Annotated in this window: 11 protein-coding genes; 10 read left to right on the top strand and 1 reads right to left on the bottom strand. The window is 56.9% G+C overall.

What is annotated here, in order from left to right:
- The first annotated feature begins 317 nt into the window (after positions 1–317).
- Positions 318–542 (top strand): hypothetical protein, encoded by a 225-nt coding sequence (locus ACE418_RS09800; RefSeq protein WP_416450439.1) that lies wholly within the window; start codon positions 318–320, stop codon positions 540–542.
- A 2-nt stretch (positions 543–544) separates the two neighbouring features.
- Here the strand turns inward: ACE418_RS09800 and ACE418_RS09795 are convergent, their stop codons facing one another.
- Entirely contained in the window at positions 545–751 is a 207-nt protein-coding gene (locus tag ACE418_RS09795; RefSeq protein ID WP_020311925.1) for a zinc-ribbon domain-containing protein, read from the bottom strand.
- A 175-nt stretch (positions 752–926) separates the two neighbouring features.
- On the opposite strand from ACE418_RS09795, the gene ACE418_RS09790 reads away from it, so the two are divergent.
- The 9 genes from ACE418_RS09790 (at position 927) to hypE (ending at position 10,634) form a co-directional block, all read left to right on the top strand.
- Positions 927–2,183, top strand: a complete 1,257-nt coding sequence (locus ACE418_RS09790) for a dicarboxylate/amino acid:cation symporter (RefSeq protein ID WP_416450437.1) — start codon at positions 927–929, stop codon at positions 2,181–2,183.
- Positions 2,184–2,472: 289 nt separating this feature from the next.
- The gene (locus ACE418_RS09785; protein WP_416450436.1) at positions 2,473–2,724 is read left to right on the top strand and encodes a TM1266 family iron-only hydrogenase system putative regulator; all 252 of its coding nucleotides are present in this window, start codon (positions 2,473–2,475) and stop codon (positions 2,722–2,724) included.
- A gap of 9 nt (positions 2,725–2,733) precedes the next feature.
- Positions 2,734–3,489, top strand: coding sequence for a nucleotide-binding protein (locus ACE418_RS09780; protein ID WP_416450435.1), 756 nt, complete (start codon positions 2,734–2,736; stop codon positions 3,487–3,489).
- A 2-nt stretch (positions 3,490–3,491) separates the two neighbouring features.
- A complete protein-coding gene (locus ACE418_RS09775; protein ID WP_416450434.1) occupies positions 3,492–4,796 on the top strand; it encodes a nitrogenase component 1 in 1,305 nt (434 codons plus the stop codon).
- On the top strand, positions 4,793–5,827 hold the full coding sequence (locus ACE418_RS09770; protein ID WP_416450433.1) for a nitrogenase component 1: 1,035 nt from the start codon (positions 4,793–4,795) through the stop codon (positions 5,825–5,827). Before ACE418_RS09775 ends, ACE418_RS09770 begins: the two co-directional genes overlap by 4 nt.
- 1 nt (position 5,828) lies before the next feature.
- Positions 5,829–8,111: a carbamoyltransferase HypF gene (gene hypF, locus ACE418_RS09765; RefSeq protein ID WP_416450432.1), complete on the top strand. Its 2,283-nt coding sequence runs from the start codon at positions 5,829–5,831 to the stop codon at positions 8,109–8,111.
- Between the two features lie 258 nt (positions 8,112–8,369).
- Complete coding sequence (locus ACE418_RS09760) at positions 8,370–8,579, top strand: HypC/HybG/HupF family hydrogenase formation chaperone (RefSeq protein WP_044505205.1); 210 nt, start codon at positions 8,370–8,372, stop codon at positions 8,577–8,579.
- Complete coding sequence (hypD, locus tag ACE418_RS09755; protein WP_416450431.1) at positions 8,579–9,637, top strand: hydrogenase formation protein HypD; 1,059 nt, start codon at positions 8,579–8,581, stop codon at positions 9,635–9,637. The genes ACE418_RS09760 and hypD overlap by 1 nt, the downstream gene beginning before the upstream one ends.
- A complete protein-coding gene (hypE, locus tag ACE418_RS09750; protein WP_416450430.1) occupies positions 9,630–10,634 on the top strand; it encodes a hydrogenase expression/formation protein HypE in 1,005 nt (334 codons plus the stop codon). Before hypD ends, hypE begins: the two co-directional genes overlap by 8 nt.
- Positions 10,635–10,645: the final 11 nt, after the last annotated feature.

Genomic DNA, 10,645 nt, shown 5'->3' with positions numbered 1-10,645 from the left:
CAAGCATACGTTATGCTCACATAGTCATAGCGGGCTTGCCACGTGCAAGCCCCTACGGAGCAGTCCGCTGGACTGCGATGGCTAACTGCTAACTGCTAACCGCTGACAGCGAACTGCGAACTGCGGCCTGCGAATGGCACATTATTTTTCACATAACGGATTGACTTTTCTTATTGTGAAATATATAATGGATACAAAGAATAAAAGCAAGGACAAAGATGTCTTACGAGTACACACTCTGCCCTTGCTCTTTTTTTACTCTTTGTCAAATTTAAACGAAAGGATGGATGGTTATGCTTTCACGGACCTTGTTGGGAATGAGATGGGGCGACTTATCGGAAGATACGCGCCAGATGTTATTAGAACGCGCCGATATCGACGGTTTTAATGGTGCTGATGGAGACCGTTATAGTCGAGGGACACTCCATTTCCGCAATACCCTTATGGGAATCCAGGCCGCAGTGGAAACAGACCGTTTTTCCGGTGATATGGGAAACAACGGCATTTTCATTGACGACGATGCTGTCATTTCCCGAATCTAAAATCATTTGAATAAGAACACCTTGCACAAGCCGATGATGATAAAGGCTGCAATGATGATGACACTAATAACCCGGGTCTTGGTAAAGATTTTCGGGTTATTTTGTATGTTTTTAGGGGGAACTGGCGGCGGCACTTCCTGTTTGGTGCCGCAAATCGGGCACATGAGGACGCCATCGCGCAGTTCCGTACCGCATTTAGGACAAATCATACGCTCAACTCCTGTTCTTCTTTTTACTATACTATAAGAGGCTGTACCCGCTGTGTCAAGAAGTTATCTTTTTGTGACGAAAAGATACGTACAAAACCTTGTGTATTTGGCGAAAATAGCATACAATTTTATTTATCTGCTGTTTTTTTATTACCAGAGAAAAGGAGATACAGCCTTGAAAAGAAAAATTGGCTTGAGTTCCCAAATTTTGATCGGCCTGGCCCTCGGTGCCCTGGTCGGTTATTTGTTTCCCGATTTCGGCGATAAGCTGAAACCTTTCGGTGATGCCTTCCTGCGCATGATCAAGATGATCGTCGTCCCCCTCATCTTCAGTACCCTGGTCATGGGCATTGCCGGCACAGGCGATTTTAAAAAGCTCGGCCGCTTAGGCGGCAAGGCCATCATTTGGTTCGAGTTCGCTACGACCATTGCCCTGGCCATCGGCCTGCTGTTCATGAACATCGCAGAACCCGGCGTTGGCGTCACCTTATCGGCGTCAGCTGCCAATGCTTCCAATGCTGCCGCTGCCAGCCAGCACAGTGTCGACCTCGTCGACTACGCCGTCCACATCATCCCGACCAATATCGTCGATGCCATGGCCCGGCAGGATATGTTGCAGATTATCTTTTTTGCCTGCTTCTTTGGCGTCGCCGTCGCTCATATCGGCGGGAAAGGTGAAACCATCGTCGATATCTGCCAGAGTGTGGCTGAAGCCATGTTTAAAGTCACGGGCTACGTCATGCACTTCGCGCCTATCGGTGTCTTTGCCATGATTGCCTATACCGTCGGCAGTTATGGCATTGCCATGCTCATTCCCTTGGGCAAACTCATCTTGTCCGTCGCCGGCGCTACGGCACTGTTCATCTGCGTCGTCGCTCTCATTGCCAGCGTCTTTACGGGTATCAATTTCTTCCACGTCATCCGTGCCTTGAAGGACATCCTCTTCCTGGCTTTCTCGACGGCCAGCAGTGAAGCGGCCCTGCCCGGTGCCATGAAGCGCCTGGAAGAATTGGGCGTCCCCAAGACAATCGTCACCTTCGTCATGCCGACGGGCTATTCCTTTAACCTCGACGGTTCGACGCTGTACAGTTCGGCCGGTATCTTATTCATTGCCCAGCTCTACGGCATCCAGATGCCCATTGAACAACAGCTGCTGGTCATGGTCACGCTCATGTTGTCCACTAAGGGCATTGCCGGCGTTCCCGGTGCCGGCATCATCGTCGTCGCCGCGACGGCAGCGGCCTTTAATCTGCCGACAGAAGGTGTCGCCATCCTGCTCGGCATCGACCGGCTCCTCGACATGATCCGCACGATCTGCAACGTCTGTGGCAACTGCATGGCTACGGTTGTCGTCGCCTGCTGGGAAAAAGAGTTGAACAAGGCTACGTTCAATGAAAAATACCACGCTTTCTTAGCGGGGAAAAATGAGTAATTTGTTCGCCAAATTAGACTAAATCTGTTATAATAATAGGGTAAATAAGTGCTCCGTAAGGGTTGCCTGACGGAAAACTTCATCTATGAAGCAGCCGTGCTCCTCTGCAAAGATTTGACTGCGCAGACGAGGCGAAAGCACTATTATCCGAAGGGACTGTCGCATGCTTTTGCCGCTATGCACGGTCCCTTTTGATTATAGTCTGTAGTATAAAGTTTGAAACTGCAAACTAAAAACTCAAAAGGCGCTGTCTTCATAGGCAGCGCCTTTTTCTTTAGGAGGTACGAATATGGAAACGAGAGTCGCTTTAATCGGTATCATCGTAGGCAATCGCCAAGAATCAGCTAAATTGAATGAAATCCTGCATGAATATGGCCAGTACGTCGTCGGCCGCATGGGTGTCCCTTATAAGGACAAGGATATCAACGTCATCAGTCTCATCGTCGATGCTCCGCAGGATGTTATCAGTGCCTTGTCGGGGAAATTAGGGATGCTCCCGGAAGTCAGCACCAAGACGATTTACCCGCCTATGCCGCAGTAGGAGGCGCGTATGCTGAAAATTGCGATTTATGGTAAGGGCGGCATCGGGAAATCGACGATGACCAGTAATCTGGCCGCTGCCTTCGCCTATTTAGGCAAAAAAGTTATCCAGATCGGCTGTGACCCCAAGGCCGATTCGACGTTCAACCTGCTCGGCGGCCACCCCGTCCAGCCGGTCATGAATTACCTGCGGGAACACGATGAAGACCCGGAACGAATCGAGGATATTTCCCGCATCGGCTATGGCGGCGTTCTCTGTATCGAAACGGGCGGTCCTACGCCGGGCCTGGGCTGTGCCGGCCGGGGCATCATCGCCACCTTTTCTCTGTTAGAGGATTTAGGCCTCTTTGAACAATACGCTCCTGACGTCGTGTTGTACGATGTCCTCGGTGACGTCGTCTGCGGCGGCTTTGCAGCACCTATCCGCGAAGGCTATGCGGAACAGGTCCTCATCGTCACGTCGGGCGAAAAAATGGCCCTTTATGCAGCCAACAACATCAGTACGGCCGTGGCGAATTTTGCCGACCGCAGCTATGCCAAAGTCCGGGGTATCATCCTGAACCGCCGCAACGTCCCTGACGAAGAAGCGAAGGTCCGGGCCTTTGCGGAAAAAGCCCACCTTTCCATCGTCGGCGATATTCCCCGCAGCGACGATATCAACCGTTATGAAGATCTGGGCCAGACCGTCATCGAAGGCGACCCAGACCTGCCTATCAGCCGTATCTTCCTCGATTTGGCTCAAAAATTATTACAAGACAAGGAATGATTATGACAGAACGAAAACCTTATGCTATTACCGTGAAGGACTTAGTGGCGCGCGGCCGCGATGATATCCCGGCTGAACTTATTACGTCGACGCACCTCATCTATAATTCGCCGGCTGCCCTGGCTTTTAACTCGCCTGGGGCCCAGGGCTTCGGTGTCAAGCGGGCAGGCCTGTCCATTCCCGGATCGGTCATGCTCCTGGTCGGGCCGGGATGCTGTGGCCGCAATACGACCATCCTCAGTGAGATGGGAGGCTACAGCGACCGTTTCTTCTTCTACATCATGGATGAAACGGACATCGTCACGGGCCGCCATCTGAAAAAAATACCTCAAGCCGTCTGTGAAGTCGTCGACAGCCTGGCGGAAAAGCCGTCGGTCGTCATGATCTGCATGACCTGTGTCGACGCCCTGCTGGGGACCGATATGGAACGGGTCTGCCGCAAAGCTGAAAAGGAAGCGGGCCTGCCCGTCGTGCCCTGTTATATGTACGCTTTGACACGAGAAGGGCGCAAACCGCCGATGGTCGACGTCCGCCGGGCCATTTACTCGCTGCTGGAAAAACAGCCGCGCCGCCGCCGGACAATCAATCTCTTAGGTTATTTCGCGCCCTTGCAGGACGACTGTGAGCTGTACGCCATCCTGAAAGGCGTCGGCTTCAACCAGATCAATGAGATTTCCCGTTGTTCCGACTTTGCGGCCTATAAGGCCATGTCCCAGGCCAATGTTAATTTGGTCCTCAACCCGGAATCGCGCCTGGCTGCCCAGGATATGGAAAAGCGCCTGGGTATTCCCAGTATCGAACTGACCCGGCTCTACCAGGTCGCTCAGATCCATAAACAGTATCAGGCCCTGGCACAGGTACTGGGAACGGAAATCGATGACAGTTCGTGGCATGAACGGGCCCAGGCCGTCGTCCAGGAGGTGCGGGAGACATACAGCGGAACGACCGTCGCCATCGGCGAGATGCAGAACGGCAATGCCTTTGAAATGGCCCTGGCCCTGACTCGCTACGGTTTCGTCATCCGCGAAATCTACGCTAATCTGGGACCCGACGATTTCGTCTATCTCCGCCACCTGGCCCAGCTGAGCCCGGATACCCAGGTATACTCCAACTTGTCGCCGTCCATGCTCTATTACCGGGGACAGGACCATCCTGTCGACGTCACTATTGGCAAAGATGCCGCATATTATCATGAACAGGCCGCTCATCTCGCTTGGGATGAAGATATCCAGCCCTTCGGCTATGCCGGAGTCATTTCCCTGTTACAGGGACTGGATCAGGCTTTGTTGGAAAGGAAACATCCATGAAAGGTTTATGGAAATATATTTCACCCTTTGCACCGGACGATTCCGGCGCGGCTGCCGTCCTCTACGGACTGAACGGCATCGTCGTCATCTGTGACGCCGGCGGCTGTGCCGGCAATATCTGCGGCTTCGATGAACCGCGCTGGTTCAGCGGCAAGAAGAGCGCCGTCTTCAGTGCCGGCCTGCGCGATATGGACGCCATCCTCGGCCGCGATGACCGTCTGGTCGACAAACTCTGCCAGGCTGCTGAAACAATCGACGCCGACTTTGCAGCTATCGTCGGTACGCCGGTCCCGTCGGTCATCGGTACGGACTATAAGGCCTTGAAGCATATGGCCGAAAAGAAACTGTCCATACCGGTCATCACTGTCGATACGACGGGCATGGATCACTACGACAAGGGCATGGAAAAAGCTTACGATGCCCTGTTCCCAGCCCTGGCCGACCCGGCGCAGCAGGCCGAAGCCGATACGGTCGGTGTCCTCGGCGCCGTCCCGCTGGAACTGATGCATCCCGGCGATATTGAATGGATTAGCCAGTCCCTGGTCGAAGACGGCTGGCAGCAGATCCTCTTATTCGATGAAATCGACGATTACCGCAAAGCCGGCAAGGCGTCCCTCAACCTGGTCGTATCACCGGCCGGCCTGAAAGCCGCCCAATATCTGAAGAAGACCTTCGGCACGCCTTATGAGCTCCATTACTTCGGCCTCGATGCCGTCGTCGATTTCGACGACAATCTCTTTTCTGGCAAGAACGTCCTCATCATCCATCAGCACGTGGCCGCCTCGGCTATGGCGGCGATGGCCGAAGAAGCAGGAGCTGCTTATGTGACGACGGCTTCGTGGTTCATGGGGCTCCCTGGACAGCCGGCAACGGATCATATCCAGCTCCGTGAAGAAGACGACCTGCGCCGCCTGGCCGATAACGACCAGTTCGATATCATTCTCGGCGATGCTTATTTCCGCCGGGCTTTGCCGAACTTCCACGGCCAGTACGTCGATTTTCCGCATTTTGCCGTATCCGGGAGGGGATAAGATGCGTACAGAACGGATTTGTGTCTTCGGCATCGTCCAAGGCGTCGGTTTCCGGCCTTTTGTCAGCCGCATCGCAGCGGCTCATGGCCTCTGCGGGACCGTCTGCAATAAGGGCTCTTACGTGGAAATCCTGGCCCAAGGCTCTCCATCGGCGCTGGCTGCCTTCCGCGACGATTTGGAAGGCCAGGCTCCCGAGCGGTCGGCTATCCTGAAGGTCGTCACGACGACCGAAGACAGGCCGCCGTATGATGCCTTTTCCATCGTTGAAAGTGCGAAAGAAAAAGGGGACATCTTCGTGTCGCCGGACATCGCTATCTGTGACGCCTGCAAGCAGGAACTCTTCGATAAGACCAACCGCCGTTATCTCCATCCCTTCATCAATTGTACGGCCTGCGGCCCGCGGCTGACCATCCTCGATGCCATGCCGTATGACCGCGAACGGACGAGTATGGGCGAATTCCCCATGTGTCCCCAGTGCGAATATGAATATACCCACGCCGAAACGCGGCGTTACGATGCCCAGCCGGTCTGCTGCAACGACTGCGGTCCGGAAGTCTATCTCCTGGACCGGCCCGAACGGCGCCGCCAGGCTATCATCGCCGCCAGACAGGCTATTGTCGATGGGAAAATCATCGCCGTCAAGGGTATCGGCGGCTTCCACCTCTGCTGTGATGCCCGCAATGAACAGGCTGTCCAGACCCTGCGGCAGCGCAAGCGGCGGCCTGTGAAGCCCTTTGCCGTCATGATGAAGGACCTCGACGCCGTCCGCCGCCAATGCGTCGTCCCCGCCGGGACAGAAAAAGTCCTCGATGGGCACCAGAAGCCGATTCTCTTACTGCCCAAGAAAAGCAGTCAGACCCTGGCGCCATCCATTGCGCCGGGTAATCCGTCTGTCGGCGTCATGCTGCCGTATACGCCGCTCCATCTCCTGCTCTTCACCTATGACGATGGCCTCGTCGTGCCCGATGCCCTGGTCATGACCAGTGCCAACGAATCCGGTGCGCCTATCTGTCACGATGACGAAGAAGCGCGGAAGGAATTATCCGGCCTCTGCGACCTCATCTTGAGCCACAACCGCCGCATCCGCCTGCGGGCCGATGATTCGGTCATGGACTGGTATGATGGCAGGCCCTATATGATACGCCGCTCCCGGGGCTATGCGCCGCTGCCTTTCTTCTATGGAAAGGGGAGTGGGAAAGATGTCCTGGCTATCGGCGGGGAACTGAAGAACTGTTTCTGTATCGGCCGCAATCACCTGTTCTATCCTTCGCCGTACATCGGCGACATGGCCGATATACGGACTGTTGAAGCCCTGCGCCAGTCCATCCGGCGGATGACGACGCTCCTGGAAGCGCATCCGTCTGTCGTCGCCTGCGATTTGCACCCGCGCTATAATACGACGGCTGTAGCCCACGAACTGGGCCTGCCCGTCCTTCCCGTCCAGCATCACTATGCCCATATCCTGTCCTGCATGGCTGAAAACGACTGGGAAGAGCCTGTCATCGGCGTAGCCTTTGACGGTACCGGTTACGGGACAGACGGGACCATCTGGGGTGGCGAAGTCCTGGTCAGCGACGTCCACGATTTTCAGCGGGCCGCGTCCATCCAGCCCTTCTGGCAGCGCGGCGGCGATGCATCCGCCCGTGAAGGCTGGCGCATTGCCGTCAGCCTCATCGACAGCCTGCAGAAGGACCGCAGCCAGGCTGCGGCCATGATTGAGGCCCTGCACCTTTGCAGTGAAGCGGAACGGCAGGCCCAGTTCTTTCTGGCCGACCAGCAGGTCAACAGTGTCTTGTCGACCAGTGCCGGCCGCCTCTTTGACGGTATCAGTGCCATCTTGGGGATTTGCCGGGCTTCGACTTTTGAAGGCCAGGCTTCGATGGCCCTCCAGTTTGCGGCGGAAGCCTGGGAAAAAGACCATCCCGCAGCGGGCGTGGCGCCGATGGCGCCCCTCCATGGGCAGGACCGGCTGCTCCTGCCGACAGGCGCTCTGGTCCGCCAAATCCTGGAAGGCCGCCTGGCCGGGGAAGCGGCTGGCTGCCTGGCCTATGAATTTCATCAGGGACTGGCCGCCATGATTGCCGGCGCCTGCCTGGCTGTCCGCGAGGAAACGGGACTGACTACGGCAGCCCTGAGCGGCGGCGTCTTCCAGAACCGCCTGCTCCTGCGCCTTTGCGACCAGACCTTGCAGCAGCTGGGCTTCACCGTCCTCAGACACAGTACGGTCCCGCCCAACGACGGCGGCATCGCCCTGGGACAAGCGGTCTATGCCGCGTATATGTAGGGGCCGCCTGCAAGGCGGCCCGCAGGCCGCAGGTCGCAAGGCTCCCCTGATAGGGGAGCTGGCCGCCGCAGGCGGTCTGAGAGGTTGCCCGCCCGGACTGATGGTGATGACGTCGTACATGTATTCGCAGGCCGCAGGTCGCAGTTCGCAGGTCGCAAGGCTCCCCTAATAGGGGAGCTGGCCGCCGCAGGCGGTCTGAGAGGTTGCCCGTCATTCGATGAACGAAATTAACTATTTATACATAAAGGAGGAATTATCATGTGTGTAGGTTTACCGGCACGTGTTATGAAAATACAGAATGGGATGGCTCTCGTCGATGCTTCTGGTGCCAAACGGGAAGTATCGGCCGCCCTTATTGATGAACTCGACCCTGGCGACTACGTCATGGTCCACGCCGGCATGGCAATCGCCAAGATTACCGATAATGATGCCGACGAAACGGATGATATCCTGGAGGACCTGGACTGATGGCAGAAGCAAAGAAACGGACGGCCCTGGATATCATCCGCAGTTATGACGGGCCAAAAATCCGCATTATGGAAGTCTGCGGGACCCACACCCATGAAATCTTCCGCCAGGGCATCCGACAGATACTGCCGCCCCAGATCGACGTCATCTCCGGACCGGGCTGCCCGGTCTGCGTCACGCCTGTCGGCTATATCGACCAGGCCGTCTGGCTGGCCCTGGAAAAAGGTGTTACGATCTGCACGTTTGGCGACCTCGTCCGCGTCCCAGGCAGTACCATGAGCCTGGCCGATGCCCGCAGTCAGGGCGGCCATGTGGAAATCGTCTATTCGCCCCTTGATGCCTACGATTATGCCAAGGCGCACCCGGAAGAAGACGTCGTCTTCTTGTCCGTCGGCTTTGAAACGACGACACCGCCGTCGTGCCTGGCCGTTAAGCAGGCTGTAACCGATGGAGTGACGAATTTTTCTCTGCTCACAGCCAACAAGACCATGCCCATGGCCTATGAAGCCATGAAGGACAGCGCCGATGTCTTTCTCTATCCCGGCCACGTCGACGCCGTCATGGGGACCCGCGCCGGCGAAGCCATGTTGAAGGAAGGCGTGTCCGGCGTCGTCGCCGGCTTTACGGCTAAAGAACTGCTCACGGCCTTTGCCGTCATCCTGGTCAAGTTCCCCCAGGGGAAGCCCTTCTTCAAGAACTGCTATCCCCGTGTCGTCAAGGACGAAGGCAGTCCGGCAGCCCAGGCCCTCATGAAAGAAGTCATGGAACCGTGCGATTCGGAATGGCGCGGCTTAGGCGTCATTCCCCAGTCGGGCCAACAGCTGCGGCCCGCCTTTGCCACCTGCGATGCCCGCAGGAAATACGACGTCCCCGCTATGGATGGGCGCGCCAACCCGGCCTGCCGCTGCGGCGATATCCTGCAGGGAAAATGCACGCCGCCGCAGTGCCCGCTCTTTGGCAAGGTCTGCACGCCGGAACATCCCGTAGGGGCCTGCATGGTTTCCCACGAAGGGGCCTGCTCGGCTTATTATTTATATGGAGGCAATTTACATGAGTGATGTCATTACCTTAGCCCACGGTGCCGGCGGTAAACAGACTGCCGAACTCATCGACCGTGTCTTTAAAGCTCATTTTTCCAATCCTCAGTTCACCGGGGACGACGCCGCAGTCCTGCCCATAGGCGGGACCAATCTGGCATTCACGACAGACGGCTTCATCGTCTCGCCGCCGGAATTCCCAGGCGGCAATATCGGCAAACTGAGCATCTGTGGGACCGTCAACGATTTGTCCTGTATGGGCGCCAAGCCCTTATATCTGTCGTGCGCCTTCGTCATCGAAGAAGGCTTCCCCCTGGCGAAAGTCGAAGAATATGCGGCGGCCATGGCCAAGACGGCAGCTGAAGCCGGTGTGCGCATCGTCGCCGGCGATACGAAAGTGGCCGGGAAAGGCCAGGTCGACCACCTGTTCATCACGACGACGGGGATCGGCCAGATCGTAGACGGCGTCCATACGTCAGGGACCCTGGCCCGGCCCGGCGATGCTGTCATCGTCAGCGGTGACGTCGGCCGCCATGGCTGTACGATCCTCCTGGCCCGCAATCAGTTCGGCATCGATGCCGATGTAACCAGCGACTGCGCGCCCTTATGGGGGACAGTCGAAGCCATGCTGGATACGACCAAGGACATCCACGTCATCCGCGATGCGACCCGCGGCGGTGTCGGTACGGTCCTCTATGAAATCGCCGGTCAGAGCCAGGTCGGCATCCACTTGGACAGCCAGGCCATCCCTGTCGACCCGGCCGTCCGCGGCGTCTGCGGCATGCTCGGCCTGGAACCGCTCTACCTGGCCTGTGAAGGCCGCCTGGTCATCTTTGCGCCTAAAGCCGTTGCCGGCGATATCGTCGCCACCCTGCGCCAGGGCAAATATTCAAAAGACGCGGCCATCATCGGCGAAGTCACAGCTGACCAGCCGGGCCGGGTCATCATGCGTACGGAAATCGGCGCGGAAACGCTGCTGCCGCCGCCAGGCGGTGAACTGCTGCCGCGCATCTGCTAAGGAGGAGGGAG

The organism is Megasphaera jansseni, from assembly GCF_047974155.1.
Lineage (GTDB): Bacteria > Bacillota > Negativicutes > Veillonellales > Megasphaeraceae > Megasphaera.
The sequence above is the reverse complement of the archived record's forward strand: the minus strand, read 5'-3'. Positions and strand labels throughout refer to the sequence as shown.

Coding starts and splice junctions, on each gene's coding strand:
- ACE418_RS09800 (WP_416450439.1), top strand. CDS start 318: ATGAGATGGGGCGACTTATCGGAAGATACGCGCCAGATGTTATTAGAA.
- ACE418_RS09795 (WP_020311925.1), bottom strand. CDS start 751: ATGATTTGTCCTAAATGCGGTACGGAACTGCGCGATGGCGTCCTCATG.
- ACE418_RS09785 (WP_416450436.1), top strand. CDS start 2,473: ATGGAAACGAGAGTCGCTTTAATCGGTATCATCGTAGGCAATCGCCAA.
- ACE418_RS09780 (WP_416450435.1), top strand. CDS start 2,734: ATGCTGAAAATTGCGATTTATGGTAAGGGCGGCATCGGGAAATCGACG.
- ACE418_RS09775 (WP_416450434.1), top strand. CDS start 3,492: ATGACAGAACGAAAACCTTATGCTATTACCGTGAAGGACTTAGTGGCG.
- ACE418_RS09770 (WP_416450433.1), top strand. CDS start 4,793: ATGAAAGGTTTATGGAAATATATTTCACCCTTTGCACCGGACGATTCC.
- hypF (WP_416450432.1), top strand. CDS start 5,829: ATGCGTACAGAACGGATTTGTGTCTTCGGCATCGTCCAAGGCGTCGGT.
- ACE418_RS09760 (WP_044505205.1), top strand. CDS start 8,370: ATGTGTGTAGGTTTACCGGCACGTGTTATGAAAATACAGAATGGGATG.
- hypD (WP_416450431.1), top strand. CDS start 8,579: ATGGCAGAAGCAAAGAAACGGACGGCCCTGGATATCATCCGCAGTTAT.
- hypE (WP_416450430.1), top strand. CDS start 9,630: ATGAGTGATGTCATTACCTTAGCCCACGGTGCCGGCGGTAAACAGACT.